We start from the raw sequence: 26,367 nt of genomic DNA, 5'->3' as shown, positions 1-26,367 counted from the left end.
ATTTAAGACTTTTAAGCAAATATCCTTGAATAGGAATAACTTGAAAAAATTGGATATTTTTAATTAAAGCTTTGTTCAATTTCAGTAAAAGCTTTATTTGTAACTTTAATATTATAAATTCTATCAGACATAATATTACCATCTAGATAGCCATGATCAATAAGAACTTTACAATTTTCTAAGAAATCGCTATATTTTCTATCGCAAAAATAATCATCTTGAGCTGTAATACTATCTTTAAAATTATTTGCTTCTTCCTCTGTTTGACCACTATTTGAACGTTCCATATATAGCTTATAAAATTTTGCTACTGTATATTTTTGTTCGTTAGTTAATTCGTCCATAGAAACGCCTCCTAAACTCATTACTTATATATACCCAATTTAATTTAATTAAAAAACTAAAAAAACGATATTACATTTATTGAGCTTTTTTAATACCTTGATCTACTGCTTCGGCAAATCTATAAAATGTTCTCGTATAATTCTTGGGGGATCGTCTATTATTTTTATCCAAGTTGTTATGTTTAAAAAACAAAGCTCGTTGGCGAGTCGTCAATTCTAGTTGCACTCCTGTATCTTTTTTATCTCTATTAATAATATTATTATTGGAAAGGGCCTCAATTCCTTTAGGCGTTTTTTGTACTGTAAATCCATGATCAGTTAATGAATGACGTAATGTTTGAACCAATTTTTTATCTTGACCACCTACGTAAACAATGGGTTCATCGCCTGCATATCCGTGAATAGATACTGTTTTTGACGAATGGTTGAGCATATCTAATAATTGAGGTTCATCAAAAACAGTAGAAGTAATATGTAGTTGAGCATTATTATCTGAACGTAGACCTTCAAATGAATAAAAATTATATTGACCAATATTTGAAATACGACGAGCGAGTTCAGTGGTTCCAGGTTCAATACTTCCACCATGAATCGCTGTAATTAAGATATCGCTGTGCTTACGGTGTTTTGTGATTATTTTCCAATCTTTATTTTTTGTTGTATGTTGTTTTAAATCATTAAAGTTAGCATAGTAATCTAAGGATTGATTTTGTTTTAAATCAAAATGTTTATAAAAGTAAAGAAAGAAAAGAATAAATAATATAATAATAAGAGTTAAAAAGATGTAATAAAAAAATCGATAATTTAATTTTTTGTTTTTCATAAAAATAAGTTGTTCCTTTAAATATCATTTCTTAGTATAGAAAAGTATAGCGTAACGCCATAGTCTTTAACTATTAGTATGTTTTTACAAGCTTAAGGCGATAGTCATTATTAAAATTATCAACTAAAGCATATGGAGAGATAATCAGTAAACCATGATCATTTATCGTATCTTTACTTACACCGTATTTATATGCTTGATAAATAATTTTAGTACAATATGTAAAGCGTTCACTTTTTAAATTAAGTGTAACTAAATAAGTTTTATCACTATTTTTATAATGAGCTTTTGCCCAATCAGCTGCTTTTTGACCTGCATTAGGATATTCACAACGATATATTTTAATCCAATCATTTTTTTTAACGCCAAATCGCTGTTTAAATGATTCGAAAGATTCAGTAATAGGCTTATCGCCAGGTCCTTCAATTTGTAAAACAGTATCATGATCTAAAGCAATACTTGAATGTCCAAAGAAACCAAATAATACCGGACCTTTTGTAAGAATAATGTCACCAGGTTGTAATTTGAAATCATTTCCTTTTCCTGAAGATGAAGAAGTGGAACTTATAGATGCATAAGTATGAGAAGGGAACGCGAAAAATAGTAATGAAGTGAAAATAACAAATATAATACGCTTCAATTGAATAGTCTTCAATTTATATCTCCTTAATTGTTTTATAGAGGAATATATAAAAAAGAACAAAATAAGATTGTATTTTGTTCTTTTAAACTCTATTTATAAAATACCAAATATTAGTACATATATCAGTAAAGCAAAACCAAAAATATAAAAGATGACTGTAAAGCCTAAATATGATTCTTTACGTTCTTCTTTTTTAGATTTTAACAATAACCCTAATATAATTGAAGCAGCAACAACAAATATAATACCCAGCCAAAGTAAAATTGTTAAATGTGTACTCATTTGTAAACCTCCCACATTTTAATTAAAAAAAGTTATATATCAGTGGATATATATAATATAAAAAAATGATTAGATTAGTTAAAAAAATTATTTCGCTTATAAGGTTTTTATCCAAAATAGCGGCAATTAAACTGAATGAAATAGTAAGGCCACATATGATTAAACCAGGTATGAGCCAAAAATAATCATCTAACTTAGGAAAATAGGTGACAGTAATATTAAAACCTAGAAATAAAAGGGTAATCATAATATTAATCCAAAATAATTTATTAATATTCATAGGTAGTGTCACCTCTATAACAATGATGTCTTTTTTATCATCATATCACTTCTTTAAAAGAAAGGTAAAACTTTAATTCTTATTAAAAGAATTACTTCGTAAATACACAGAAAAAAAGCTGGCGATTAAACTAAAATATACTCATCGGCAGTCATAAATATGTATGATTACACTAATAAACATATCAATTAAAAGGGAAAATCAGAAAAGTAAATAGAAGAGTATAAAAGTTCAAAAAATCATCACATTTACAGAAAGTTAATATCCGCATAGAATGTTTTTAGTGAATAATTAAAAATAAAGTGTTTTAATTATTTTAATAAAATCAATTAAAACATTACAACTTTTATAAAAATCTAACTTACTGATTTGCTTATATAAATAAACATCACTCATTTAGAAATAATAAGATGATAGGAGATACTGAAATGTTGTAATGTGAGGAGGAAAAAATGACATTTTATGATTTTGTTATTGGATTTATTAATGATGATACACCACTAGGAAGTTTAGCAAACTACATTGTAAATGATCATAAATTTCCCAAAAACGAACGCAATAATAAAGAAATTAGAGCATATGTTATGTCAAATTACGTTGATCACCAACTTATCGAAAGCGCTAATCGAGCAATTAGCCTCTATAAATTAATTTGAATTAGGATAGTACCAATTTTGTTGCTTTAGCGCATTCCATATATCTTTAGTTTTAAAGTTTAATTCATTATCTCTAATTGAAAAAGGTTCTATAATTTCTCTATCTAACCACGAATGAATAAGTTCACTAGGAACTCCATCAAGTAACATTTCTGATTTACTTATTACAAAACATTCCCAATCTAATGAGAGGTTATTAGGATTGACATAATTGTATTGATTATGATCATTCATAATGAACGCTCCTTTATTTATAAAACTTATAATTCATTATACCCCTTATAATGAGAATCAAACGAGTAGTAATTAATTTTTTACCTTTAGTTATTTTTAAGTATAAAAAAATTAAGGTATACTATGTATGGATTATAAAGTGGTGTAAAAGAAAGTTGCCTATATTATTTAAAAAATATATTGAGGTGAATGTAATGAGTAAAATACTCTATTTAATGAGACATGGACAAACTATGTTTAATTTAAGAGGGAAAGTACAAGGTGCAAGTGATTCTCCACTTACTAAATTAGGAATATCTCAAGCGAAGCAAGCAGGTCATTACTTTAAACATAATCATATTACTTTTGACGAAGCATATTCATCTAGTTCGGAACGAGCATGTGATACGTTAGAAAATGTTTTACCTGATCAAGCATATCAACGTAATAAAGGATTAAAAGAATGGAGTTTTGGGCTATTTGAAGGGGATAGTGTTCAATTATTGGATGCAGTTTGGGATAAACACGATATTTTTGGAACTAGACTACGCCCTTTTGGAGGAGAAACGAAAAATGAAGTTGAACATCGTATCGTTACGACATTAAGTAATTTATTAGAGTCCTCTAATGGAAAAACATTCTTAGCGGTAAGCCATGGTACAGCCATTCAGGTTTTTTTAAGAAAATGGATAGGTGATGATATGGCAAATCAATATGTCATTGGAAATTGTTGTATTTTAAAATTTATTTATACACATGGAAAGTTTAAATTTCTCGATATGGTTGATCCTACAATCGATGATGCCAATAAATAAATCATTATCCTGGCTATTTAATATCATAGAGTAGCCAATGAACATCGAAATAAGTATCATCTACTTTAAATGAGTTTTTTTCAATCCCTAAAGTTTCAAAACCAAGTGCAGTGAAAAAAATCTTTGCACTAATATGATTGGACGTAATACAAGTCATTAGTTTTTCAATATGACGAGCCTTTGCATAATTAATCACTTCACAGATTAAATTTTGCAAAGTAATCTCGTCTTTTTTGTCTTTTAAAAAGAGATTTTCTAACATTGCTTTATGTTGTGTGCCTACTTGTTTGAGTTGTCGCAATGTAACACCAGCCACAAGTTTTTCATTTTTAAAATTGCCAAAAATATTACAATACTCTTCTTCTTTAGATAGAATGTGTTTTAAATAATTTGGAGACACATGTTGAAAATAAAGTTTATCCCATGAATAAGTATGTGAATCATTTGATATTAAAGTAATATATTGATTTAAATCATTGTTAGTAAGAATTCTAACTTCTGACATTATACTCACCTCAAATTATCATTAGCATTTAATAATCTATTTATACAAATTAATTGAATTATAAATATTTTATAAACTTTAATTAATAACTATATACATAGAATAGCTTATTTTAAAAAATTATACAAAAAGTGTGAGAATATATAGACATTAAAATAATATCTATCATACATCGATATTTTTAAACTTAATTTTTTAGATAGGAAATGGGCAGGATAGGATTCAATTTGAACTCGTCGTTCAACTCTAGCAATACAGCCCAAAGAACGTAGATGTTTTTATTGAAAGTCTTTATGTTAACTTCTGTACTACTATTGAAATAACTTGATATCAGCTCTTTTCAATTCAATCTTTATCTATCAACATAAAAAAATCCTGAGACATAATGAGACGTCTCAGAATTTTTTAAAATTATAAAATTTAGATTTTAAAGCGTAATACTAATTAGTCAACAACTTGAACATTTAAATCTACATCGATGTTGCCACGAGTTGCTTTTGAATATGGACAGAATTCGTGAGCGTCTTGTAGATATTTTTCAGCATCTTCTTGAGATAATACATTTTTAACTTTTGCATCAATAGATACGCTTAATTTTGGACTTTCAGCATTTGGATCATCTTCTAAGCGTACAGTTAAAGTTACCTCAGGTTCTGCCCCACGAACTTTGTTTTGTTTTAAAATAAGGTCATATGCACCATTGAAACATGAAGCATAGCCAGCTGCGAATAATTGTTCAGGGTTAGTTGCTTTTCCGTCTGCTTGTTGTGGTGGTAATACATCTACATTTATTGCATTATCGTCTGTGTGTACGTGTCCTTTACGTCCACCAACGTTTGTTGCTTTAGTTTCATATTGAACTGCCATTATTATTACCTCCTAAATTCGAATATAATTATTGTATACCCAACTAAAACGTTTTAAATCATGATTTGTAAAAATTAACATGAATTTTAAACATTGGCGAGTGTGACATAAATAGTTTAAAATAATATAAAATTGTAAATGGTAAGAAAAGAAGGGATTATATGGCAGAAGTAAAGGTAGCTGCAACCATAGCACCTCAAGATATAATAGATAATGAAACGTTAAATAGTATAAATGATAATCATGCATATATAGATATCATTGAGTTGCGTATAGATCAATGGGAGAGTCATCATCACGAACATTTAATGAAAAACCTTTCACTTCTAAATGAAATAAAGGGTCATTTCAAAATATTGGTGACATATCGCACACTTTCTCAAGGTGGAAAAGGTCAGTTAACTAATAAAGAATATTTACAGTTAATTGAAACAATTTCCTCAATAGATGCATTTCAAATGATAGATATAGAATGGGAGTCAAATATAGATGTTGAGACGCATAAACGTATTATAGAAAATGCACATCGTCATCAGAAGCAAATAATTGTCTCATATCATAATTTTTTAGAAACGCCACCGTTAGAAGAATTAAAATTCACATATTATAAAATGCTAAAATTAAATCCTGAGTATGTAAAAATTGCAGTAATGCCTAAGGAAAATCAGGACGTAGCAACGCTATTAGAAGCAGTAGCTTACACATCTGAAGCGATTTCTCAACAAGTTATTGGGATATCTATGTCTCGTTTAGGATTAGTGAGCCGAACTGCTCAAGGTGTTTTTGGGGGGACAGTGTCATATGGTTGTTTAGGTGAACCTCAAGCGCCAGGACAGATTCATGTTAAAGAACTAAAAAAACAATTATTATTTTACGAAAACATGTAGTATACATTGAAATGTCATCGATATCCGCGTATAATTGATAATAGTTATCAATATAGAGGAGCGATAATTGTGGAATTACAAGAAGTAATTTCTTTAAGAAGAAGTATAAAGAAATTTAAACATGATATGGTTATTAATGATGAAGATGTATTTAAAGCCATAGAACAAGCTACTGACGCTCCTAATCATGGTATGAGAGAACCGTGGAGAGTTATTCATGTTTCTAAAGATAGATTAGGAGATATGAGTAGAGATATTACACGTTTTGCCTTTCCAAATAGTCCGGAAAAACAAGAAGATCATTATAACGCGGTGACAAATTTAGGAGGTATGTTAGTTTTAGTACTTAAAACTGACCCACGACAACGACAAAATCGCGAAAACTTTTTTGCGATGGGTGCATACACTCAGAATCTAATGTTATTACTCTATGAAAAAGGTATTGGTACATGTTGGAAAACGCCATTGTACATCTTTGAACCAAAAGTAAGAAAAGCATTTGGTATTGCTAAAGATGAAGCTATTGCAGGTTTATTGTATCTTACTGATTTAGAAGAGGTTCCACCTAAAGCAAAACGTAAAAATAAACATTTAATCTCAGAATATTAAAGAAACCACACTCAAAATAACGAGTGTGGTTTTTTAATTATTTATTAAATGTTTCTTTTAAGAATGATTCAACTTGTTCAGGTGATTTTGCATTAGCAGAATGTAAATGGGCATGTTTTTGACCATTTTCAAATATAAGTAAACTTGGGATACCCATGACTTCATTGTCTGATGCTACATCTTCTAATTCATCACGATTTACTGAATACCATTTATAGTCGTTATACTTGTCAACGATTGGATCAATCCACATATCCATTGCTTTACAATCAGGACACCAACCAGCTTCAAATTTTACAATAACAGGTTGTTCACTTTGAATAACTGAATTAAATTCTTCAGTAGTAGTAATATTTTTCATACTTTACACTCCTTTTAGCTTGTTTTATATATTATAACTAATTACTAATGTTTAGAAAAAAATAAAGCTTAAAAAGTAGAGCGTTTATTTAAATAATCTGATATATTTAGAATAAGTTTAAATAGGAGGATAATACTGAATGATTAAATTTTATCAATATCCAAAATGTACAACTTGTAAAAAAGCTGCTCGATTTTTAGATGAGCATGGAGTGAGTTATGAGTCTATAGATATTGTGCAACACACACCTACAAAGCAAGAATTCAAAGAGTTAGTAGTTAAATCAGAAGTGGAAATCAATAAATTCTTTAATACACATGGTGTGAAATATAGAGAACTTGGTTTGAAAGATAAATTAAATGAATTATCTAATGATGAAAAATTAGAACTCTTAGCCTCAGATGGAATGTTGGTAAAACGTCCGCTAGCGGTTTCGGGTGAAAAAGTTACATTAGGTTTTAATGAAGAACAATACAAAGATGTATGGTTATAGAAAGTATAATCACAACTTTTAATATTAATAGTTGAATGAAAACTTACGGTATGGCATCATTAAATTGTAATTATTTTTAGGAGGGGATTTTCGTGGCAGTACCGAGCGAATTCAAATATTCTAAGGAACATGAATGGGTTAAAGTTGAAGGAAATACGGCAACAATTGGTATTACTGAATACGCGCAAGGTGAATTAGGAGACATCGTATTTGTCGAATTACCAGATGTCGATGATGAAATTAATGAAGGGGATACATTTGGTAGTGTTGAATCAGTAAAAACAGTATCTGAATTGTATGCACCTGTTTCTGGGAAAATTGTTGAAACAAACGACGAATTAGAAGATAGTCCAGAATTTGTTAATGAATCACCTTATGAAAAAGCATGGATGGTAAAAGTTGAATTAAGTGACGAAAGTCAATTAGATGAATTACTATCAGCTGAACAATACTCTGAAATGATTGGCGAATAATTTTTTAAAACTCCTTGATATTAAATCTAGGAGTTTTTTATATAATTATATTAATTATCTGTAAATTGTGTTTATATTCATCAATAACGTGAAAAAGTAAATGATTGTTTAATATCGACTTAGAAGGTGGATGAACATGGCAATTTTAAATAAAGTTATCATTGTTGAAGGTAAATCTGATAAGAAGAAAGTGCAACAAGTCATTGCTGAACCTGTAAATATTATTTGTACACATGGTACAATGAGTATCGACAAACTAGACGATATGATAGAAACGTTATATGGAAAACAGGTCTATATTCTTGCCGATTCAGATGATGAGGGCGAAAAAATTAGAAAGTGGTTTAAACGTTATTTAAGTGAAAGTGAACATATCTATGTAGATAAAACATATTGTGAAGTCGCACGTTGTCCCAAAAATTATCTTGCTCATGTATTGAGTAAATACGGATTTAACGTAAAAAAAGAGAAAAAACTTATACCTAATTTAAGTTCTGAAAGGTTAGTACTTGTGAATGAATAATTCTATTAAAATCGAAGACATCAAAGAACACTTTGATAAAGATAAACATTTAATATTTGGATATACTCCTATGTGTGGAACATGTAAGATTTCAGAGCGCATGCTAGATATTGCAAATGATATCGAACAATTACCACTTAAAAAAATTGATTTAAATTTCCATAAGTATTTTAGTGAAGAATATAAAATTATGTCTGTACCTGTACTGTTAATTATGGATAAGGATAAAGAGGTAGATAGAATCTATGCATTTCAATCCGTGCCATATTTGTTAGAAAAGTTAAAAAAATGATTGACGAATTATTAGTACAGTGATAGGATATAAATTAATTAAATAGTGCGAAAACTCTTATCGAGAGAGGTGGAGGGATGTGCCCTACGAAGCCCGGCAACCGTCTATAATGGAAATGGTGCCAATTCACATAAAGTTTAAGACTTTAGAAGATGAGAGAAAGATAATTTTAAATGCTTTCTCATCTCTCTAGATGGGAAAGCATTTTTTAATTACATAAGGAATTTAAGGGAGGCATTTAACGTGATTGAGTTAAATCAAGTTGTTAAACGCTATCACACAAAGAACAAAGATGTACTAGCAGTAGATCACGTTGACTTGAATATAGAATCAGGCTCAATTTTTGGAGTGATTGGGTTTTCTGGTGCTGGTAAAAGTACGTTAATTCGAATGTTTAATAATCTAGAAGAACCGACTTCAGGGGATATCATTATAGATGGAGACAATATTAACAAACTTTCTAAGTCAGATTTGAGAAAAAAACGACAAAAAGTAAGTATGATTTTCCAACATTTTAATTTGTTATGGTCACGTACTGTCATTAGTAATATTATGTTCCCACTAGAAATAGCTGGAGTATCTCGTGCAGAAGCAAAACAAAGAGCTTTAGAACTTGTAGAGTTGGTCGGTTTAAAAGGTCGTGAAAAAGCTTATCCTTCAGAATTATCAGGTGGTCAAAAACAAAGAGTTGGGATTGCTCGTGCATTAGCGAATGATCCGAATGTCTTATTATGTGACGAGGCTACAAGTGCGCTAGATCCACAAACAACGGATGAAATTTTAGATTTACTATTAAAAATAAAAGAAGAAAGAAATCTAACGATTGTGATTATTACACATGAAATGCAAGTGATTAGACGCATATGTGATGAAGTTGCAGTGATGGAAAATGGGCGTGTTATTGAGCAAGGTAATGTTGATGAAGTATTTGAAAATCCTCAACATGAGGTGACAAAACGATTCGTGAAAGACGATTTAGACGACGATTTTGAAGATTCAATTAAACATCTAGAACCATTGAACAAAGACGCTTATATTGTAAGATTGAATTTCAACGGTAATAATACCACACAACCTGTTGTATCTGATATTACGCGAATGCAGAATATTGAATTAAATATTTTGGAAGCAAATATTAAAAATACACGTACAGGTTCAATTGGATTTTTAATTGTACATATTCCACATATTAGTGAAGATGGATTTAATACATTTGTAACTGAGTTACATAAACAACACGTAAATGTGGAGGTGATTAAACATGGATAAATCATATGGTGATATCTTCCATGAAATGATTACTATGCCTAACGTGCAATGGCCTGAAGTTTGGCAAGCAATATATGAAACACTTTATATGACTGTAGTGTCAACCATTTTTGCTTTTATCTTTGGCTTAATCTTAGGTGTGCTGCTTTTCTTATCAGCTAAAAGTGATGCACCTGGAGCTAAAATTTTCTATACGGTAGTTTCATTTATAGTTAACTTGTTCCGTGCGATTCCATTTATTATTTTAATTTTGTTATTAATTCCGTTCACAAGTGTATTATTAGGTACAATTAGTGGACCGACGGGAGCACTTCCAGCATTAATCATTGGCGCTGCACCGTTCTACGCAAGATTAGTTGAAATCGCATTTAAAGAAATCGATAAAGGCGTTATTGAAGCAGCATGGTCTATGGGTGCGAATACTTGGACAGTCGTTCGAAAAGTATTGCTTCCAGAAGCAATGCCAGCACTTGTTTCAGGTATTACAGTAACTGCTATCGCTTTAGTTGGTTCAACTGCTATTGCAGGCGTTATTGGTGCAGGTGGTTTAGGTAACTTAGCTTACTTAACTGGTTTTACACGTAACCAAAACGACGTCATTCTAGTGTCAACCGTATTTATTTTAATTATTGTATTTATAATCCAATTCATCGGGGATTGGCTTACAAATAAAATTGATAAACGATAATAGAAAAGAGGACAGATTAAATGAAAAAACTTTTAAGTTTAGTATTAGTACTTACACTGACAGTTGTATTAGCTGCTTGTGGTAAAGGCGGAGACGAAAAAGATAAAAAAATCGTTGTAGGTGCCTCACCAGCACCACATGCTGAAATCTTAGAAAAAGCAAAACCACTTCTTGAGAAAAAAGGTTATAATTTAGAAATTAAAACAATCAATGATTACACTACACCTAATAAGTTGTTAGATAAAGGTGAGCTTGATGCTAACTACTTCCAACACGTTCCTTATTTAAAAACTGAAAGTAAAGAAAAAGGATACAAAATTGAAGATGCAGGTAAAGTTCATTTAGAACCAATGGCTGTTTATTCTAAAAAATACAAAAGTTTAAAAGACCTTCCTAAAGGTGCGACAGTTTATGTTTCAAATAACCCAGCTGAACAAGGTCGTTTCTTAAAATTCTTCGTTGATGAAGGCTTAATTAAAATTAAAAAAGGCGTAAAAATTGAAGACGCTAAATTTGAAGATATTACTGAAAACAAAAAAGATATTAAATTCAATAACAAACAATCAGCTGAATATCTTCCAAAAATCTATCAAAATCAAGATGTAGATGCAGCTATTATTAATTCAAACTATGCTATTGATCAAGGCTTAAGTCCACAAAAAGATTCAATTGTAGTTGAAAAACCTAATAATAACCCTTATGCAAACCTAATTGCAGTTCGTAAAGATCATAAAGATGATGAAAAAATTAAAGCTTTAGTTGAAGTATTACAATCTAAAGACATTCGTGATTTCATCAATGAAAAATACAAAGGTGCAGTTGTACCTGCAAAATAATGAATAATAATGCAGTAAAAAACGGTTCACAAACAAATATGTGAACCGTTTTTTTATTTTATATCAATACATTTATTGCAGTCATTTATATTATAAACTTGAATCGTCTTGATATAGTATTCCAACGCCGATACCACCTTGACCCATCGCATATTCAAATTTAACAATTTCTATATATGGATGTTCTTCTAAGAATGCATTGACTTTTTTATTTAAACCTTTTTCTGTCATAGCAGTAAAATTAACAAATGTCATAGTTATCATCTCCAATTGGATAAGTAAATTGAACAATGTTATTATAACAATTATTTTAATTAGACAGAAAATATAAAAAAATAACAGAATTTATGTTTATACATGATATGTATTGGGTATGTTAATATTACAAAAATCATTTAAGAATGAAATGTTTAACAAGGAGGAATTTAAAATGGCAGAAGATAAATTTGAACAAGCTAAAGGTAATATTAAGGAAACAGTTGGTAATGCAACTGATAATAAAGATTTAGAAAAAGAAGGTCAAGGCGACAAAGCTTCAGGTAAAGCTAAAGAAGTGGTTGATAACGTTAAAGATAAAGCAAATGATGTTATTGATAAATTAAAAGGCGATAAATAAGTCGTTTTAACTAGAAGAGAACGCATGTGTTAAACACATGCGTTTTTTGTTTATTTTAGAATATTATGTCTGAGTATCATTGTTAGACGTAATCAGTCCTAATGAATAACTTACTATATATCCTATTACTAAAGAAATAATCGAAACAATCCATTCTACTGGTGATTTAGGAATTCCTGGGAATACAGCATAAATTGAACCAATAACAAAACCAGTAATTAAGGCAAATGTTCCAATAAAGTGGTGGGTTAAAAAGTATTTTATAATACGGCTTGAAAATAGAAATCCACATAAAATACCTAAACCAACTACTATTAATATAGGCAGACCGGTAAAGTTAAATTTAGCTAAATTAGCAATAGCTAACATTATTGTTCCATATGCACCGAATACAAGTAGCATAAATGAGCCAGAGATACCTGGAAGTAGCATTGCACTAGAAGCACAAACACCTGCTATAAAATATTTAATAATAAGACTAAAAGATAATTGAAGTGTTAAACTTGATTGCTGTGTGCTAGGATTTAATATTGTTAATGCTACTATAACTATGATTCCTAAAATTAATAATCCATAGTGTTTAGTTGTAAATGTTTTTTTAAAATCTGAAGTTTTTAATAGGTAAGGGACAATGCCTATAATTAAACCAGTAAAAAAGAACATCGTTATTACATGATGATGATCGAGTAGGTAATGAATTAAATTACTAAGTACACCAATCGCTAAAATCATTCCTATTAATATAGGAAGTAAAAATTTTAGACTTGGCCAAAACCGTTTAGAAAACAATCCACTAATGGATGAAATAAAATCATCATAAATCCCTAAAAGTAAAGCAATGGTACCTCCACTGATTCCTGGAACTAAATCTGAAGTCCCCATCGCAAATCCTTTTAAAATATTTTTCCATTTGAATGTCATAAAGGTCTCCTTTCTTTCTTTATTAAGTTAATACGAATATTACCAAATTTTCACCTTACATTGAAATATTAAATAGTTAATCATCGTTAGTATCTAGTTACCTATTGAGAACAGATGCCTTTTGATTATCAGTCGCACTTGAAAATTGAAGTGATTTCGAAACAATTTTGACGAAAATATAATCTTTTTTGTCATTTTAATAAGTTTATATTGGGGACTATTTACGTTATAATTAAGTGTATTAAAGTGTTAGAAGTCTTTTTGACTATAAATTAAAATTACTATAAACTAGTTAAGAAAACTTTATATTTTATGGAGGGAATATAAATGTCATCAACATTGGAAATTAAAGACTTACATGTGTCTATTGAAGATAAAGAAATTTTAAAAGGTGTTAATTTAACAATTAATACTGGTGAAGTTCACGCAATCATGGGACCTAATGGTACAGGTAAATCAACATTATCTTCTGCAATTATGGGTCACCCAAGTTATGAAGTTACTCAAGGTGAAGTATTACTTGATGGCGTAAATATTTTAGAATTAGAGGTTGACGAAAGAGCAAAAGCAGGTCTTTTCTTAGCAATGCAATATCCATCAGAAATTACTGGTGTAACAAATGCAGACTTTATGCGTTCAGCGATTAATGCAAAACGTGAAGAAGGTCAAGAAATTAACTTAATGCAATTTATTAAAAAATTAGATAAACAAATGGATTTCTTAGATATTGATAAAGATATGGCGCAACGTTATTTAAATGAAGGTTTCTCAGGTGGGGAGAAAAAACGTAATGAAATCTTACAATTAATGATGTTAGAACCCAAATTTGCGATTTTAGATGAAATTGACTCAGGTTTAGATATTGATGCATTAAAAGTCGTTTCTAAAGGAATCAATGAAATGCGTGGTGAAGATTTCGGTGCATTAATGATTACACACTATCAACGTTTATTAAACTATATTACTCCTGATAAAGTACATGTTATGTATGGCGGTAAAGTTGTAAAATCAGGCGGTCCAGAATTAGCTAAACGTCTTGAAGAAGAAGGTTATGAATGGGTTAAAGAAGAATTTGGTGCAACTGAATAGGTCATTAAATAATATAAAAACTATTCATAAAAAGAACTGATTGATTTTAAAATGTGGAAATAAACAGTTTATATATCAATTCAGTTACTAAAATTTTTCATCAAGTAGGAGGAAAAAGCATTATGACAACAGAAACTTTAAATATTTCTGAAGCACAACTTGTTGATTATTCTAAAGCACAAAATGAACCTTCTTGGATGACTGAACTACGTCAAAAAGCTTTGAAATTAACAGAAACTTTAGAAATGCCTAAACCAGATAAAACAAAACTAAAAAAATGGGATTTCGATGCATTTAAACAACATCATGTAGAAAGTAAATCATATAATGATGTATCAGAACTTCCTGAATCAGTTAAAAATATTATTGATATAGAAAATTCTAAAAATTTAATTATTCAACATAATAATGATTTAGCTTTCACACAAGTATCAGAACAAGCAAATCATAATAATGTTATTATTGAAGGTTTATCAAAAGCGCTACAAGATCATAGTGAATTAGTAGAAAAATATTTAATGAAAGATGCAGTTACAGTAGATGAACATCGATTAACTGCTTTGCATACAGCATTATTGAATGGTGGCGTATTTGTATATGTCCCTAAAAATGTAGTAGTTGAAGACCCTATTCAATATGTAGTATTACATGACAATGAGAATGCAAGTTTATTTAATCATGCCATTATTGTAACGGAAGAAAGTGCTGAAGTAACATATGTTGAGAATTACCTTTCAACTGCAAGTGGTGAAGGTAATCAAGTCAATATTATTTCTGAAGTGATTGCAGGAGCAAATTCAAACATTACTTATGGTTCAGTTGACTATCTAGATAAAGGATTTACAGGTCACATTATCCGTCGTGGTGTGACGGCAGCAGATGCATCAATTAATTGGGCTTTAGGTTTAATGAATGAGGGAAGCCAAATTATTGATAATACTACTAACTTAATTGGTGATCGTTCAACAAGTGAACTAAAATCAGTCATTGTTGGTACTGGTGATCAAAAAATTAACTTAACATCTAAAATCGTTCAATATGGTAAGGAAACAAATGGTTATATCTTAAAACATGGTGTAATGCGTGAAAATGCTTCATCTGTATTTAATGGTATTGGATATATTAAGCATGGCGGTACAAAATCTATCGCAAATCAAGAATCTCGTGTGTTAATGCTTTCAGAGCATGCTCGCGGAGATGCGAACCCTATTCTACTTATCGATGAAGATGATGTTGAAGCAGGTCATGCAGCTTCGGTTGGTCGTGTTGACCCAGAACAACTTTACTACTTAATGAGCCGTGGTATTTCTCAAAAAGAAGCAGAACGTCTTGTTATTCATGGTTTCTTAGATCCAGTTGTCCGTGAATTACCAATTGAAGATGTGAAACGTCAATTACGAGAAGTCATCGAACTTAAAGTAAATAAATAGATCATTGAGATTTTCAATAAAAGAAAGGTCGTGAAGGTAGTGGCCGAAACTTCATTAAACATACAAGAAATTATTGAAGACTTTCCTATACTAAATCAAAAAATTAATGGAAAACGATTAGCTTATCTTGATTCAACAGCAACAAGTCAAACACCAGTGCAAGTATTAAATGTATTAGATGATTATTATAAACGTTACAATTCTAATGTGCATCGTGGTGTGCATACTCTAGGTTCTTTAGCAACAGATGGATATGAAAGTGCTCGTGAGACAGTACGACGTTTCATTAATGCTAAATATTTTGAAGAAATTATTTTTACTAGAGGTACGACTGCTTCAATTAATATTGTTGCACATAGTTATGGAGACGCTAATATTAACGAAGGCGACGAAATCGTTGTGACAGAGATGGAACATCATGCTAATATTGTGCCTTGGCAACAGCTAGCTAAACGAAAAAAAGCTACTTTAAAATTTATTCCTATGACTGATGATGGTGAACTAAGAATTGAAGATGTCAAATCGACAATTAATGACAATACTAAGATTGTAGCTATTACTCATGTGTCTAATGTCTTAGGTACCATTAATGATATAAAAGCAATTGCTAAGATTGCGCATGAACACGGTGCTATTATTAGTGTTGATGGAGCACAATCTGCACCTCATATGGATATCGATGTTCAAGATTTAGATGTTGATTTCTTTAGCTTTAGCGGTCACAAAATGTTAGGACCGACTGGTATTGGTGTATTATATGGAAAACGTGAACTACTTCAAAACATGGAACCTGTTGAGTATGGTGGGGACATGATTGATTTTGTAAGTAAGTACGATGCAACATGGGCTGACTTACCTACTAAATTTGAAGCTGGTACACCGATTATTGCTCAAGCTATTGGATTGGCTGAAGCTATTCGTTATATCGAAAATATAGGCTTTGATGCCATTCATCAGCATGAAAAAGAATTAACAGAATATGCATATGAGCAATTATCTTCAATTGAAGGATTAGAAATATATGGTCCCCCTAAAGAAAGACGTGCAGGTGTGATCACTTTTAATTTAGCTGATATTCATCCACATGATGTTGCTACAGCAGTAGATACTGAAGGTGTCGCTGTTAGAGCTGGACATCACTGTGCGCAACCATTAATGAAATGGTTAAATGTATCATCTACTGCAAGAGCAAGTTTTTATATTTATAATACTAAAGAAGATGTTGACCAATTAGTAGAAGCATTGAAACAAACGAAGGAGTTTTTCTCATATGAGTTTTAATAATTTAGATCAACTTTATAGATCTGTAATTATGGATCATTATAAGAATCCTCGTAATAAAGGCGTTTTAGATAATGGATCAATGACAGTAGATATGAATAATCCTACTTGTGGTGATCGCATTAGACTAACATTTGATATCGAAGATGGTATCATTCAAGAGGCGAAATTCGAAGGTGAAGGTTGCTCAATTTCAATGTCAAGTGCATCGATGATGACTGAAGCAGTTAAAGGTCATTCATTAGGTGAAGCAATGCAAATGAGTCAAGAATTTACTAAAATGATGTTAGGTGAAGATTATAACATCACTGAAGATATGGGAGATGTAGAAGCATTACAAGGGGTTTCTCAATTCCCAGCGCGTATTAAATGTGCAACGTTAGCGTGGAAAGCTTTAGAAAAAGGTACAGTGCAAAAAGAAGGTAAAGCAGAAGGTACAACTGAAGAATAAAATACGAATAGGTAATAAATGTTATTCTAAGCACTATGGTGCTGTGACATTTTACACATATTTCTTTTTATATAGTTTTCATGTTGTTACAATGACTATAGATAGTAGTGAAAGATAAATGATGCGTATATCGTTTTAAATATATTTAAGGAGTGATTGAAATGGCTAAAAAAGCACCTGATGTTGGAGATTATAAATATGGTTTCCATGATGAGGATGTTTCCATTTTCAGATCAGAACGTGGTCTAACAGAAAATATTGTTAGAGAAATTTCTAAGATGAAAGAAGAACCAGAATGGATGCTTAATTTCCGATTAAAAGCTTTAAAACTATTCTATAAAATCCCAATGCCTCAATGGGGTGGCGATTTATCAGAATTGAATTTTGATGACATTACTTATTATGTTAAGCCTTCAGAGCATACTGAACGTTCTTGGGATGAAGTACCTGAAGAAATTAAACGTACATTTGATAAATTAGGTATACCAGAAGCAGAACAAAAATATTTAGCTGGTGTTTCTGCACAATATGAATCAGAAGTTGTATATCATAATATGGAAAAAGAATTAGAAGAAAAAGGGATAATCTTTAAAGATACAGACAGTGCTTTACGTGAAAATGAAGACTTATTTAAAGAATACTTTGCTTCTGTTGTTCCAGCAGCTGATAATAAATTCGCAGCATTAAATTCAGCAGTATGGTCAGGTGGTTCATTCATCTATGTACCTAAAAACGTTAAATTAGATACACCATTACAAGCGTACTTCCGAATTAACTCAGAAAATATGGGTCAATTCGAACGTACATTAATTATTGCTGATGAAGGAGCTTCAGTGAACTATGTTGAGGGTTGTACTGCACCAGTATATACTACAAGTTCATTACACTCAGCAGTAGTTGAAATTATTGTTCATAAAGATGCACATGTTCGTTATACTACTATCCAAAACTGGGCTAACAATGTGTATAACTTAGTTACTAAACGTACGTTTGTTCATGAAAATGGTAATATGGAATGGGTTGACGGTAACTTAGGTTCTAAGTTAACAATGAAATACCCTAACTGTGTATTATTAGGTGAAGGTGCGAAAGGTAGTACATTATCCATCGCATTTGCGGGTAAAGGTCAAGTTCAAGATGCAGGTGCTAAAATGATTCATAAAGCCCCAAATACATCTTCAACTATCGTATCTAAATCAATTTCTAAAAACGGCGGTAAAGTAATCTATCGCGGTATTGTTCACTTTGGACGCAAAGCCAAAGGTGCGCGTTCAAATATCGAATGCGATACATTAATTCTAGATAACGAATCAACTTCAGACACAATTCCATACAATGAAGTATTTAATGATAATATTTCATTAGAACATGAAGCGAAAGTTTCTAAAGTATCTGAAGAACAACTATTCTATCTAATGAGTAGAGGGATTTCTGAAGAAGAAGCAACTGAGATGATTGTTATGGGATTCATCGAACCATTTACTAAAGAATTACCAATGGAATATGCTGTAGAAATGAACCGTCTTATTAAATTTGAAATGGAAGGTTCAATCGGATAACTTAAAATTTAGCTTAAGCTAATAGTTAAAAGAACTAGAATGTTAAACATTCTAGTTCTTTTGTTTTTCAAGCAATGATTAATTATGATGGCGATATTCCACCTTATCCAGTTTAAAACCAGTTAACACAATCTATTAGAAGAGAAGTAGTTACAAATTAGCTACTAATCAAAAGTGAACGATTTAATAGATTAATTATTTTTACAAATGAATCAGTTATTAACGCAAACTTAGGGTGTTATAGTAGAAATTTTAAAATAATAAGAAAATGTAAAGTTAGTATACAACAAGTGATATATTAATTTTGAATATGGTATCATATATCTGGTGATAAAAATGATTAATATCGGTCTAACTGGATGGGGAGATCATTATTCTTTATATGAAGATCTTGAAAGACAAACAGATAAACTACGTACATATGCGAGTCATTTTCCTGTTGTTGAACTTGACGCCTCATATTATGCTATCCAACCTGAACGTAATATATTGAAATGGATCAATGAAACACCAGATACGTTTCAGTTTATCGTTAAGATTCATCAAGCATTAACGCTTCATTCAGATTATAAAACCTATGCTGATTCACGCTCTGAACTATTTAAACAATTTAGACAAATGCTTGAACCACTGATTGCACATCATAAATTAGCAATGGTCCTAGTGCAATTTCCACCTTGGTTTAATTGTACAGCGCAAAATATAAATTATATTTTGTATGTTCGACAACAGCTAGAAGATATCCCCATGTGTGTAGAATTTAGACATCAATCTTGGTTTAATTCCCAATTTAAAGAACAAACTTTAATGTTTTTAACCGAACATCAAATTATTCATGCGGTCGTAGATGAACCACAAATTAAAGATGGGTCTATACCTTTAGTCAATCGTATAACTTCTAGTACCGCTTTTGTGCGTTATCATGGTAGAAATCAGCATGGTTGGACTAAAAAAGATATGACTGATCAAGAGTGGCGAGATGTTAGATATTTATATAATTATAATGAAAATGAATTAAAAGATTTAGCAAATAAAGTTCAAATATTAGAACAAAAAGCTGAAAAGGTCTATGTTGTTTTTAATAATAATTCTGGTGGTCATGCAGCTCAAAATGCTAAAACCTATCAAGATATTTTAGATATAGAGTATACAGGCTTAGCACCTCAGCAATTAAAATTTTTCTAAGAGGCGAATTATAATGTTTTTAACAATGATTTTATTAGTTTTAATTGGATTATTATCTGCAGTATTAGGTTCTTTAGTAGGTATTGGTGGTGGTATAATTATCGTACCTACTTTAGTGTATTTAGGAGTGAACCATCATCTATTACACGGCATCACTACTCAGATTGCAATTGGTACGTCATCGGTTATTCTTATTGTAACTGGACTTTCTTCATCTATTGGTTATTTGAAAACAAAGCAAGTAGATATTAAAAATGGATCCATATTTTTATTTGGATTATTACCTGGTTCACTTATTGGTTCATTTTTAAGTAGATATTTAACATTAAATTCGTTTAATTTATACTTTGGTATTTTTATGATCTGTGTATCTATTTTATTGATGATTAGATATAAAATTAAACCATTTAAAATATTCGATAAGGAAAAGTATCGTAAAACATACATCGATGCTAAAGGGATGACTTATCATTATAGCGTTCCACCTATGTTTGCCTTCTTTGCTACATTATTTATAGGTGTACTTACAGGTTTATTTGGAATTGGTGGTGGAGCGTTGATGACTCCTTTAATGCTTATAGTATTTAGATTTCCACCTCATGTAGCAGTAGGGACAAGTATGATGATGATTTTCTTTTCAAGTGTAATGAGTTCAATTGGTCATATTATTCAAGGTCATGTTGCTTGGTCATATTCAATTATTCTAATCATTTCTAGTTATATTGGCGCTCAAATTGGAGTAAAAATAAATCACTCGATTAAATCAGAAACAGTAGTATTATTATTACGCACAGTAATGTTAATTATGGGTGTATATCTAATTATTAAATCGTTTCTATAATAAAACAGGAGGAATTTAAGTGAAGCTTACAATTTTTCATACAAATGACATTCATAGTCACCTTAATGAATATGCACGTATTATGACGTACATGGCTGAACACCGACCTGAACTTCAACACCCTTCACTTTATTTAGATATTGGTGATCATGTTGATTTATCTACACCAGTAACAGAAGCAACTATGGGCAAAAAGAACGTTGAACTTTTAAATGAGGCTCATTGTGATATTGTTACAATTGGGAATAATGAAGGAATGACTATTTCTCATGAAGCATTAAATAATCTTTACAATGATGCACAATTTAAAGTCATATGTGCTAATGTTTTAGACGAAGATGGCCACTTACCTCGTCATATTGCCACTTCTTATATAAAAGAAATAGAAGATGTGCGCTTTTTATTTGTAGCAGCGACGGCACCTTTCACGCCATTCTATCGAGCACTTGATTGGATTGTGACAGACCCATTAGAAGCCATCAAAGACGAAATTGAACAACGCAAAGGACAATACGATGTATTAATAGTTATGAGTCATGTAGGTGTCTTTTTTGATGAAAAATTATGTCAAGAAATCCCAGAGATAGATGTGATACTAGGAAGCCACACACATCATCATTTTAATCATGGTGAAGTCAATAATGGTGTACTTATGGCAGCAGCAGGGAAATATGGATATTATCTTGGAGAAGTGAATTTAACGATTGAAAATAAAAAAGTAGTTACTAAAGAGGCTACATTACATCCAGTAGACACATTACCAGTGGTTAAAACACATTTTGATGAAGAAGGAAAAGATTTGATGAAGAAGGCGATTATTAATAAGCCAGTTTCTTTATCTAGTAAAACAAATGTGATTACAAAAACGACTTATTTACTTGCAGAAAGTGTGTATGAGTTTACAAATGCAGATTGTACAATTATTAATGCTGGATTAATTGTTAATAGTGTTGAGAGCGATCAACTTACTGAATACGATATCCATACTATGTTACCTCATCCAATCAACTTAGTTCGTGTACGTTTGAAAGGTTCTGAATTGAAAAAGGTAATCTTAAAAAGTCAAAAGCAAGAATATATGTATGAACATGTCCAAGGATTAGGATTTAGAGGTGATATTTTTGGTGGTTATATATTATATAAATGTGGATTTATTCAATCAGAACATCGCTTCTTTGTAGATGGACAAGAAATAGAAGATAACCGTACCTATATATTAGGAACTGTAGATATGTATACATTTGGAAGATATTTCCCATTATTAAAAGGAACATCGATTGATTATTTAATGCCTGAATTTTTAAGAGATATCTTTAAAGAAAAATTAATTCATATGCATCATTCTTCTTAGTACACAAATGTTCATAGTTATGTCTTAATTTTATAAGTTATTACATTTTAATTTAATGTAAATTTCGTTATAATAGTTGAAGATAGATTAAACAGGAGGGTATGTGTTGTTATGGCTACTAAAAATGAAGAGATTTTACGTAAACCAGATTGGTTGAAAATAAAGCTAAACACTAATGAAAACTACATCGGCCTCAAGAAAATGATGCGTGAGAAAAATTTACATACAGTTTGTGAAGAAGCAAAATGTCCAAATATACATGAATGTTGGGGAGCTAGACGTACGGCTACATTTATGATTTTAGGTGCGGTATGTACAAGAGCTTGTCGTTTCTGTGCAGTAAAAACTGGCTTACCTAATGAACTAGATTTAAATGAACCAGAACGTGTTGCAGAGTCTGTAGAACTAATGAATCTTAAACATGTTGTTATCACAGCTGTTGCACGTGATGATTTAAGAGATGCAGGATCTAATGTATATGCAGAAACGGTTCGTAAAGTACGTGAACGTAATCCATATACGACAATTGAAATTTTACCGTCAGATATGGGTGGGGATTATGAAGCACTTGAAACACTAATGGCTTCAAGACCTGATATTTTAAACCATAACATTGAAACAGTACGTCGTTTAACTCCAAGAGTTCGTGCGCGTGCGACTTACGACAGAACATTAGAATTCTTACGTCGTTCTAAAGAGTTACAACCTGATATTCCAACTAAATCAAGTTTAATGGTAGGTTTAGGTGAAACATTGGAAGAAATTTATGAAACAATGGATGACTTACGTGCAAATGATGTTGATATTTTAACAATTGGTCAATATTTACAACCATCACGTAAACACTTAAAAGTTGAAAAGTATTATACTCCATTAGAATTTGGTAAATTAAGAAAAATTGCAATGGAAAAAGGATTTAAACATTGTGAAGCTGGTCCAATGGTACGAAGTTCTTATCATGCTGATGAACAAGTAAATGAAGCGGCAAAAGAAAAACACCGTCTTGGAGAAGAACAGTTACAACAAAAATAATATTAACCCAAAAATTTAAAATAAACTTTCTGTTAAGTGATATTGCATAATGAAGTCATATTATCTTGTGAAACAATAATATGAGTACATAAAGTCAATTAACAATGTTTATTAATAGATAGATGCTAAAACTTAGATTGCTCTTTTTCTTTAAAATAGGCAATCTAAGTTTTTATTATAATTACAATTAAAGGTGACTTATTATGATTAAAGTTAATCAACAGTATTTTGAATTAATTGAAGATTATAGAGAATGCTTTGACGAAGAATTATTTGCTTCAAGATATTCAGATATACTTGATAAATATGATTTTGTAGTTGGAGATTTTGGTTATGATCAATTACGTTTAAAAGGATTTTATAAAGATTCAAATAAAAAAGCTGAAATTTCAAAACGTTTTTCAACCATTCAAGATTATATTTTGGAATATTGTAATTTTGGTTGTCCATATTTCATAGTGAGACATATTAATGATAATGAACGATTAGAACTAGATAGTGTAGATGAAGTAGAGGATAAATTACATGATGTTAAAATAAAACCAACAATACAAGCTACGCAATCTACTGAAAAAAAGAATAATAAATAATGAAAGGTCAAAACAATGTATATTTTGTAAATATCATTGTTTTGACCTTTCATTTATTGAATAACTTGATTTAGATATTCAATGATTTCTTCGCTTTCTTCTTGAGACACACCTAATATATGAGCAATATATCCTTCTTCTTCAATATCATCTGTGCCTATGATGCCAAATTTATTAGTTTGAAGATTTAATACCAGTGTTTTACCGTAATGACGATCGGTCTGAATAAGCATTAAATCATAGCGACTATGTTCACCTACAAATCCTACGAATTGTGCTTGCGATTGTTCCTCATCATCGTACAGAAACATATCTATCATATCAGTCATGCTCCTTTATTTTTAATATGTGAAATTAGTATAACGACAAATGATGCATGATGCAAAACTATGATATGATAATAATAATAAGAGGTGACAGATATGTATTTTGTAGATAAAGATAAATTAGCACTTAAAATAAAATATTTAAATCAGCTTATTAAGGATTATGAAACAAATAAATCAAATCATTATGCATTTGAACGTATTGCGCAAATGCTAATTGAATCATCGGTAGATATTGGAAATATGATTATTGACGCTTTTATTTTGAGAGATCCTGGTAACTATAAAGATGTTATTGATATTTTAGAACTTGAAGGGGTGATTTCCAAAGATACACAGAACCATATTAATGATACAGTTAAAATCAGAAAACAGTTTGCACATCATTATACAGAATTAGAAGTTGAAACACTTGTACCATTATTTGACACCTCAATACCGTATTATCGACAATTTGTTAAAGAAGTTACTCAATTTCTAAACAAAGAAAATGTGCCAATTACCGCTTTTGGAAAAGGAGATTATTCATAATGAAAAATTATAAAGGTTATTTAATCGATTTAGATGGAACAATGTATATGGGTACAGCAGAAATTGATGGTGCTGCTCAATTTATCGATTATTTGAACAAAAACGATATTCCTCATTTATATGTTACTAATAACTCTACTAAGACGCCTGAAGAAGTAACAGAAAAGTTAAAAGAAATGAAGATTGACGCTAAACCAGACGAAGTAGTTACTTCTGCTCTAGCTACGGCAAATTACATTGCAGAAGAAAATAGTCAAGCTAGCGTGTATATGCTAGGAGGTAATGGTTTAAGAACAGCGTTAACCGATGCAGGTTTAACCGTAAAAGAAGATGAGAATGTAGATTACGTAGTTATCGGTTTAGATGAAGCAGTCACATATGAAAAACTTGCAATAGCTACTTTAGCAGTACGTAAAGGCGCAAAATTTATCTCTACGAATCCAGATGTCTCAATTCCTAAAGAAAGAGGCTTCTTACCTGGAAATGGAGCTATTACAAGTGTGGTTAGTGTATCTACTGGACAACAGCCACAATTTATCGGTAAACCAGAAACCATCATCATGCAAATTGCTTTAGATATTTTGAAACTCGATAAGTCTGAAGTGGCTATGGTAGGAGATTTGTATGATACAGATATAATGTCTGGTATTAATGTGGGGATGGATACGGTACATGTACAAACAGGTGTAACATCTTATGAAGAAATTCAAACTAAACAACCAAAGCCAACCTATTCATTTAAAGATTTGAATGTGGCTATAGCTGAATTAGAAAGTAATACTAATTAATAAAAATAATTTCTATGATAACTTCTTATTACTTAAATTGATGATATGAGTAATAAGAAGTTTTTATATCTAACAGTTTTGTTATGCTCTGTGTAATTGTGATATGTAACCATTAGTACTAATATATAGAATATCAAGGATAAGAATAAGGACATATCGGATAAGATAGATACATATTTAACACTCACTAATTATTATATAAAATAAATTTGATATATAATTAATATTTTTATATAATAAAGTGTAAAATAAAAGTGCGATATAATATTTCTTGATAGTAAGATAACTTTACTAAATATAAAATAAGTAGAATTGTTCTTCAAAATAAATAGCAATGTTTGTGAGGTGCAATATTCAATTGAAAGAAACTAAAAAAATAAGTGTTTTTTATGAAAAAGCAAAACCATATCTACTGACTATTCTATACTTAGCAATTTTTATAGCTTTGTATCTTATATATGGTTCAGGCGATACACATAATAACTTTATATATAACGAATTCTAGTAAGGAGTCAAA

At 30.5% G+C, this 26,367-nt stretch carries 37 protein-coding genes and 1 riboswitch; of the genes, 25 read left to right on the top strand and 12 right to left on the bottom strand.

From position 1 onward, the window contains the following. Window positions 1-59: 59 nt before the first annotated feature. The 5 genes from MHI13_RS09185 to tsaA all read right to left on the bottom strand — a co-directional run bounded on the left by MHI13_RS09185 (window position 60) and on the right by tsaA (window position 2,372). Window positions 60-344, bottom strand: coding sequence for a hypothetical protein (locus MHI13_RS09185; RefSeq protein WP_019835715.1), 285 nt, complete (start codon window positions 342-344; stop codon window positions 60-62). A 76-nt stretch (window positions 345-420) separates the two neighbouring features. Beyond that, window positions 421-1,167: a poly-gamma-glutamate hydrolase family protein gene (locus MHI13_RS09180; RefSeq protein ID WP_070548412.1), complete on the bottom strand. Its 747-nt coding sequence runs from the start codon at window positions 1,165-1,167 to the stop codon at window positions 421-423. 73 nt (window positions 1,168-1,240) lie between these two features. Beyond that, the gene (gene lnsA / locus MHI13_RS09175) at window positions 1,241-1,807 is read right to left on the bottom strand and encodes a lipoprotein N-acylation protein LnsA (protein ID WP_371089541.1); all 567 of its coding nucleotides are present in this window, start codon (window positions 1,805-1,807) and stop codon (window positions 1,241-1,243) included. Window positions 1,808-1,903: 96 nt separating this feature from the next. Next, a complete protein-coding gene (gene tsaT, locus MHI13_RS09170) occupies window positions 1,904-2,092 on the bottom strand; it encodes a type II toxin-antitoxin system toxin TsaT (RefSeq protein WP_017175887.1) in 189 nt (62 codons plus the stop codon). A 22-nt stretch (window positions 2,093-2,114) separates the two neighbouring features. Then, on the bottom strand, window positions 2,115-2,372 hold the full coding sequence (gene tsaA, locus MHI13_RS09165) for a type II toxin-antitoxin system antitoxin TsaA (RefSeq protein ID WP_017175886.1): 258 nt from the start codon (window positions 2,370-2,372) through the stop codon (window positions 2,115-2,117). A 452-nt stretch (window positions 2,373-2,824) separates the two neighbouring features. Here tsaA and MHI13_RS09160 point away from each other — a divergent pair, with 452 nt between their 5' ends. Continuing rightward, complete coding sequence (locus MHI13_RS09160; RefSeq protein ID WP_017175885.1) at window positions 2,825-3,028, top strand: sterile alpha motif-like domain-containing protein; 204 nt, start codon at window positions 2,825-2,827, stop codon at window positions 3,026-3,028. On the opposite strand, the gene MHI13_RS09155 is transcribed toward MHI13_RS09160, so the two are convergent. Continuing rightward, on the bottom strand, window positions 3,020-3,262 hold the full coding sequence (locus tag MHI13_RS09155; protein ID WP_017175884.1) for a hypothetical protein: 243 nt from the start codon (window positions 3,260-3,262) through the stop codon (window positions 3,020-3,022). The two genes, MHI13_RS09160 and MHI13_RS09155, sit on opposite strands and share 9 nt — an antisense overlap. Window positions 3,263-3,456: 194 nt before the next feature. Between MHI13_RS09155 and MHI13_RS09150 the strand changes: the two genes are divergently transcribed. After that, on the top strand, window positions 3,457-4,056 hold the full coding sequence (locus MHI13_RS09150) for a histidine phosphatase family protein (protein ID WP_049415371.1): 600 nt from the start codon (window positions 3,457-3,459) through the stop codon (window positions 4,054-4,056). A gap of 13 nt (window positions 4,057-4,069) precedes the next feature. On the opposite strand, the gene MHI13_RS09145 is transcribed toward MHI13_RS09150, so the two are convergent. Continuing rightward, complete coding sequence (locus MHI13_RS09145; protein WP_048761455.1) at window positions 4,070-4,561, bottom strand: GNAT family N-acetyltransferase; 492 nt, start codon at window positions 4,559-4,561, stop codon at window positions 4,070-4,072. Window positions 4,562-5,005: 444 nt separating this feature from the next. Further along, window positions 5,006-5,428 (bottom strand): organic hydroperoxide resistance protein, encoded by a 423-nt coding sequence (locus tag MHI13_RS09140; RefSeq protein WP_048680989.1) that lies wholly within the window; start codon window positions 5,426-5,428, stop codon window positions 5,006-5,008. A 161-nt stretch (window positions 5,429-5,589) separates the two neighbouring features. Here MHI13_RS09140 and aroD point away from each other — a divergent pair, with 161 nt between their 5' ends. Then, complete coding sequence (gene aroD, locus MHI13_RS09135) at window positions 5,590-6,315, top strand: type I 3-dehydroquinate dehydratase (RefSeq protein ID WP_054105338.1); 726 nt, start codon at window positions 5,590-5,592, stop codon at window positions 6,313-6,315. Between the two features lie 69 nt (window positions 6,316-6,384). After that, on the top strand, window positions 6,385-6,924 hold the full coding sequence (locus MHI13_RS09130) for a nitroreductase family protein (RefSeq protein ID WP_002448165.1): 540 nt from the start codon (window positions 6,385-6,387) through the stop codon (window positions 6,922-6,924). A gap of 37 nt (window positions 6,925-6,961) precedes the next feature. Here MHI13_RS09130 and MHI13_RS09125 read toward each other — a convergent pair whose 3' ends face one another. Further along, the gene (locus MHI13_RS09125; protein ID WP_048682682.1) at window positions 6,962-7,285 is read right to left on the bottom strand and encodes a thioredoxin family protein; all 324 of its coding nucleotides are present in this window, start codon (window positions 7,283-7,285) and stop codon (window positions 6,962-6,964) included. A gap of 139 nt (window positions 7,286-7,424) precedes the next feature. On the opposite strand from MHI13_RS09125, the gene MHI13_RS09120 reads away from it, so the two are divergent. From MHI13_RS09120 to MHI13_RS09090, 7 genes are all read left to right on the top strand, one after another. Then, window positions 7,425-7,778 (top strand): arsenate reductase family protein, encoded by a 354-nt coding sequence (locus MHI13_RS09120; protein WP_048761460.1) that lies wholly within the window; start codon window positions 7,425-7,427, stop codon window positions 7,776-7,778. Window positions 7,779-7,870: 92 nt separating this feature from the next. Continuing rightward, window positions 7,871-8,251, top strand: a complete 381-nt coding sequence (gene gcvH, locus MHI13_RS09115) for a glycine cleavage system protein GcvH (protein ID WP_017175879.1) — start codon at window positions 7,871-7,873, stop codon at window positions 8,249-8,251. A gap of 136 nt (window positions 8,252-8,387) precedes the next feature. Then, window positions 8,388-8,774 (top strand): toprim domain-containing protein, encoded by a 387-nt coding sequence (locus MHI13_RS09110; protein WP_002448075.1) that lies wholly within the window; start codon window positions 8,388-8,390, stop codon window positions 8,772-8,774. Next, a complete protein-coding gene (locus MHI13_RS09105; protein WP_002448091.1) occupies window positions 8,767-9,066 on the top strand; it encodes a thioredoxin family protein in 300 nt (99 codons plus the stop codon). The genes MHI13_RS09110 and MHI13_RS09105 overlap by 8 nt, the downstream gene beginning before the upstream one ends. Window positions 9,067-9,120: 54 nt before the next feature. After that, a riboswitch (SAM riboswitch) is annotated at window positions 9,121-9,225 on the top strand. Between the two features lie 84 nt (window positions 9,226-9,309). Further along, window positions 9,310-10,335 carry a methionine ABC transporter ATP-binding protein gene (locus tag MHI13_RS09100; protein ID WP_017175878.1) on the top strand — a complete coding sequence of 342 codons (1,026 nt, stop codon included), beginning with the start codon at window positions 9,310-9,312 and terminating at the stop codon, window positions 10,333-10,335. After that, complete coding sequence (locus MHI13_RS09095; protein ID WP_017175877.1) at window positions 10,328-11,023, top strand: methionine ABC transporter permease; 696 nt, start codon at window positions 10,328-10,330, stop codon at window positions 11,021-11,023. The genes MHI13_RS09100 and MHI13_RS09095 overlap by 8 nt, the downstream gene beginning before the upstream one ends. A gap of 20 nt (window positions 11,024-11,043) precedes the next feature. Beyond that, the gene (locus tag MHI13_RS09090; protein ID WP_017175876.1) at window positions 11,044-11,859 is read left to right on the top strand and encodes a MetQ/NlpA family ABC transporter substrate-binding protein; all 816 of its coding nucleotides are present in this window, start codon (window positions 11,044-11,046) and stop codon (window positions 11,857-11,859) included. 90 nt (window positions 11,860-11,949) lie between these two features. Here the strand turns inward: MHI13_RS09090 and MHI13_RS09085 are convergent, their stop codons facing one another. Continuing rightward, window positions 11,950-12,114, bottom strand: a complete 165-nt coding sequence (locus tag MHI13_RS09085) for a hypothetical protein (protein WP_002448129.1) — start codon at window positions 12,112-12,114, stop codon at window positions 11,950-11,952. A gap of 175 nt (window positions 12,115-12,289) precedes the next feature. Here MHI13_RS09085 and MHI13_RS09080 point away from each other — a divergent pair, with 175 nt between their 5' ends. Beyond that, window positions 12,290-12,475: a CsbD family protein gene (locus tag MHI13_RS09080; RefSeq protein WP_002448111.1), complete on the top strand. Its 186-nt coding sequence runs from the start codon at window positions 12,290-12,292 to the stop codon at window positions 12,473-12,475. A 63-nt stretch (window positions 12,476-12,538) separates the two neighbouring features. Here MHI13_RS09080 and MHI13_RS09075 read toward each other — a convergent pair whose 3' ends face one another. After that, window positions 12,539-13,396, bottom strand: a complete 858-nt coding sequence (locus tag MHI13_RS09075; protein ID WP_019835074.1) for a DUF368 domain-containing protein — start codon at window positions 13,394-13,396, stop codon at window positions 12,539-12,541. Between the two features lie 327 nt (window positions 13,397-13,723). Here MHI13_RS09075 and sufC point away from each other — a divergent pair, with 327 nt between their 5' ends. The 10 genes from sufC to MHI13_RS09025 all read left to right on the top strand — a co-directional run bounded on the left by sufC (window position 13,724) and on the right by MHI13_RS09025 (window position 24,205). Then, a complete protein-coding gene (gene sufC, locus MHI13_RS09070) occupies window positions 13,724-14,485 on the top strand; it encodes a Fe-S cluster assembly ATPase SufC (protein ID WP_002448050.1) in 762 nt (253 codons plus the stop codon). A 122-nt stretch (window positions 14,486-14,607) separates the two neighbouring features. Next, window positions 14,608-15,915 carry a Fe-S cluster assembly protein SufD gene (gene sufD / locus MHI13_RS09065; RefSeq protein WP_017175874.1) on the top strand — a complete coding sequence of 436 codons (1,308 nt, stop codon included), beginning with the start codon at window positions 14,608-14,610 and terminating at the stop codon, window positions 15,913-15,915. Between the two features lie 30 nt (window positions 15,916-15,945). Next, window positions 15,946-17,196, top strand: a complete 1,251-nt coding sequence (locus MHI13_RS09060) for a cysteine desulfurase (protein WP_170999981.1) — start codon at window positions 15,946-15,948, stop codon at window positions 17,194-17,196. Then, a complete protein-coding gene (sufU, locus tag MHI13_RS09055) occupies window positions 17,186-17,647 on the top strand; it encodes a Fe-S cluster assembly sulfur transfer protein SufU (protein WP_002448166.1) in 462 nt (153 codons plus the stop codon). Before MHI13_RS09060 ends, sufU begins: the two co-directional genes overlap by 11 nt. Before the next feature lie 161 nt (window positions 17,648-17,808). Next, window positions 17,809-19,206 carry a Fe-S cluster assembly protein SufB gene (gene sufB / locus MHI13_RS09050; protein WP_002448087.1) on the top strand — a complete coding sequence of 466 codons (1,398 nt, stop codon included), beginning with the start codon at window positions 17,809-17,811 and terminating at the stop codon, window positions 19,204-19,206. A gap of 336 nt (window positions 19,207-19,542) precedes the next feature. Next, the gene (locus MHI13_RS09045) at window positions 19,543-20,391 is read left to right on the top strand and encodes a DUF72 domain-containing protein (RefSeq protein ID WP_054105344.1); all 849 of its coding nucleotides are present in this window, start codon (window positions 19,543-19,545) and stop codon (window positions 20,389-20,391) included. Between the two features lie 13 nt (window positions 20,392-20,404). After that, window positions 20,405-21,232: a sulfite exporter TauE/SafE family protein gene (locus MHI13_RS09040; protein WP_017175871.1), complete on the top strand. Its 828-nt coding sequence runs from the start codon at window positions 20,405-20,407 to the stop codon at window positions 21,230-21,232. Between the two features lie 19 nt (window positions 21,233-21,251). Beyond that, entirely contained in the window at window positions 21,252-22,583 is a 1,332-nt protein-coding gene (locus tag MHI13_RS09035; RefSeq protein WP_070548410.1) for a bifunctional metallophosphatase/5'-nucleotidase, read from the top strand. Between the two features lie 111 nt (window positions 22,584-22,694). Then, entirely contained in the window at window positions 22,695-23,615 is a 921-nt protein-coding gene (lipA, locus tag MHI13_RS09030; protein ID WP_002448197.1) for a lipoyl synthase, read from the top strand. 203 nt (window positions 23,616-23,818) lie between these two features. Next, window positions 23,819-24,205, top strand: coding sequence for a YutD family protein (locus MHI13_RS09025; RefSeq protein WP_017175869.1), 387 nt, complete (start codon window positions 23,819-23,821; stop codon window positions 24,203-24,205). A gap of 53 nt (window positions 24,206-24,258) precedes the next feature. Here MHI13_RS09025 and MHI13_RS09020 read toward each other — a convergent pair whose 3' ends face one another. Beyond that, complete coding sequence (locus MHI13_RS09020; RefSeq protein WP_002448201.1) at window positions 24,259-24,525, bottom strand: DUF3055 domain-containing protein; 267 nt, start codon at window positions 24,523-24,525, stop codon at window positions 24,259-24,261. 102 nt (window positions 24,526-24,627) lie between these two features. Here MHI13_RS09020 and MHI13_RS09015 point away from each other — a divergent pair, with 102 nt between their 5' ends. From MHI13_RS09015 to MHI13_RS09005, 3 genes are all read left to right on the top strand, one after another. Further along, window positions 24,628-25,062, top strand: a complete 435-nt coding sequence (locus MHI13_RS09015) for a DUF86 domain-containing protein (RefSeq protein ID WP_070548408.1) — start codon at window positions 24,628-24,630, stop codon at window positions 25,060-25,062. After that, window positions 25,062-25,850 (top strand): TIGR01457 family HAD-type hydrolase, encoded by a 789-nt coding sequence (locus MHI13_RS09010; protein ID WP_002448132.1) that lies wholly within the window; start codon window positions 25,062-25,064, stop codon window positions 25,848-25,850. Before MHI13_RS09015 ends, MHI13_RS09010 begins: the two co-directional genes overlap by 1 nt. Window positions 25,851-26,184: 334 nt before the next feature. After that, window positions 26,185-26,355: a teichoic acid D-Ala incorporation-associated protein DltX gene (locus tag MHI13_RS09005; RefSeq protein WP_227944882.1), complete on the top strand. Its 171-nt coding sequence runs from the start codon at window positions 26,185-26,187 to the stop codon at window positions 26,353-26,355. The last annotated feature ends 12 nt before the right edge of the window (window positions 26,356-26,367 follow it).

The organism is Staphylococcus sp. FSL K6-0223 (assembly GCF_038008285.1).
Note: the sequence above shows the minus strand (reverse complement) of the source record. Positions and strands in the feature narration are given on the sequence as shown.

Coding starts and splice junctions, on each gene's coding strand:
- MHI13_RS09185 (WP_019835715.1), bottom strand. CDS start 344: ATGGACGAATTAACTAACGAACAAAAATATACAGTAGCAAAATTTTAT.
- MHI13_RS09180 (WP_070548412.1), bottom strand. CDS start 1,167: ATGAAAAACAAAAAATTAAATTATCGATTTTTTTATTACATCTTTTTA.
- tsaT (WP_017175887.1), bottom strand. CDS start 2,092: ATGAGTACACATTTAACAATTTTACTTTGGCTGGGTATTATATTTGTT.
- tsaA (WP_017175886.1), bottom strand. CDS start 2,372: ATGAATATTAATAAATTATTTTGGATTAATATTATGATTACCCTTTTA.
- MHI13_RS09160 (WP_017175885.1), top strand. CDS start 2,825: ATGACATTTTATGATTTTGTTATTGGATTTATTAATGATGATACACCA.
- MHI13_RS09155 (WP_017175884.1), bottom strand. CDS start 3,262: ATGAATGATCATAATCAATACAATTATGTCAATCCTAATAACCTCTCA.
- MHI13_RS09150 (WP_049415371.1), top strand. CDS start 3,457: ATGAGTAAAATACTCTATTTAATGAGACATGGACAAACTATGTTTAAT.
- MHI13_RS09145 (WP_048761455.1), bottom strand. CDS start 4,561: ATGTCAGAAGTTAGAATTCTTACTAACAATGATTTAAATCAATATATT.
- MHI13_RS09140 (WP_048680989.1), bottom strand. CDS start 5,428: ATGGCAGTTCAATATGAAACTAAAGCAACAAACGTTGGTGGACGTAAA.
- aroD (WP_054105338.1), top strand. CDS start 5,590: ATGGCAGAAGTAAAGGTAGCTGCAACCATAGCACCTCAAGATATAATA.
- MHI13_RS09125 (WP_048682682.1), bottom strand. CDS start 7,285: ATGAAAAATATTACTACTACTGAAGAATTTAATTCAGTTATTCAAAGT.
- MHI13_RS09120 (WP_048761460.1), top strand. CDS start 7,425: ATGATTAAATTTTATCAATATCCAAAATGTACAACTTGTAAAAAAGCT.
- MHI13_RS09110 (WP_002448075.1), top strand. CDS start 8,388: ATGGCAATTTTAAATAAAGTTATCATTGTTGAAGGTAAATCTGATAAG.
- MHI13_RS09105 (WP_002448091.1), top strand. CDS start 8,767: ATGAATAATTCTATTAAAATCGAAGACATCAAAGAACACTTTGATAAA.
- MHI13_RS09095 (WP_017175877.1), top strand. CDS start 10,328: ATGGATAAATCATATGGTGATATCTTCCATGAAATGATTACTATGCCT.
- MHI13_RS09090 (WP_017175876.1), top strand. CDS start 11,044: ATGAAAAAACTTTTAAGTTTAGTATTAGTACTTACACTGACAGTTGTA.
- MHI13_RS09085 (WP_002448129.1), bottom strand. CDS start 12,114: ATGACATTTGTTAATTTTACTGCTATGACAGAAAAAGGTTTAAATAAA.
- MHI13_RS09080 (WP_002448111.1), top strand. CDS start 12,290: ATGGCAGAAGATAAATTTGAACAAGCTAAAGGTAATATTAAGGAAACA.
- MHI13_RS09075 (WP_019835074.1), bottom strand. CDS start 13,396: ATGACATTCAAATGGAAAAATATTTTAAAAGGATTTGCGATGGGGACT.
- sufC (WP_002448050.1), top strand. CDS start 13,724: ATGTCATCAACATTGGAAATTAAAGACTTACATGTGTCTATTGAAGAT.
- sufD (WP_017175874.1), top strand. CDS start 14,608: ATGACAACAGAAACTTTAAATATTTCTGAAGCACAACTTGTTGATTAT.
- sufU (WP_002448166.1), top strand. CDS start 17,186: ATGAGTTTTAATAATTTAGATCAACTTTATAGATCTGTAATTATGGAT.
- sufB (WP_002448087.1), top strand. CDS start 17,809: ATGGCTAAAAAAGCACCTGATGTTGGAGATTATAAATATGGTTTCCAT.
- MHI13_RS09045 (WP_054105344.1), top strand. CDS start 19,543: ATGATTAATATCGGTCTAACTGGATGGGGAGATCATTATTCTTTATAT.
- MHI13_RS09040 (WP_017175871.1), top strand. CDS start 20,405: ATGTTTTTAACAATGATTTTATTAGTTTTAATTGGATTATTATCTGCA.
- lipA (WP_002448197.1), top strand. CDS start 22,695: ATGGCTACTAAAAATGAAGAGATTTTACGTAAACCAGATTGGTTGAAA.
- MHI13_RS09025 (WP_017175869.1), top strand. CDS start 23,819: ATGATTAAAGTTAATCAACAGTATTTTGAATTAATTGAAGATTATAGA.
- MHI13_RS09020 (WP_002448201.1), bottom strand. CDS start 24,525: ATGATAGATATGTTTCTGTACGATGATGAGGAACAATCGCAAGCACAA.
- MHI13_RS09015 (WP_070548408.1), top strand. CDS start 24,628: ATGTATTTTGTAGATAAAGATAAATTAGCACTTAAAATAAAATATTTA.
- MHI13_RS09010 (WP_002448132.1), top strand. CDS start 25,062: ATGAAAAATTATAAAGGTTATTTAATCGATTTAGATGGAACAATGTAT.
- MHI13_RS09005 (WP_227944882.1), top strand. CDS start 26,185: ATGTTTGTGAGGTGCAATATTCAATTGAAAGAAACTAAAAAAATAAGT.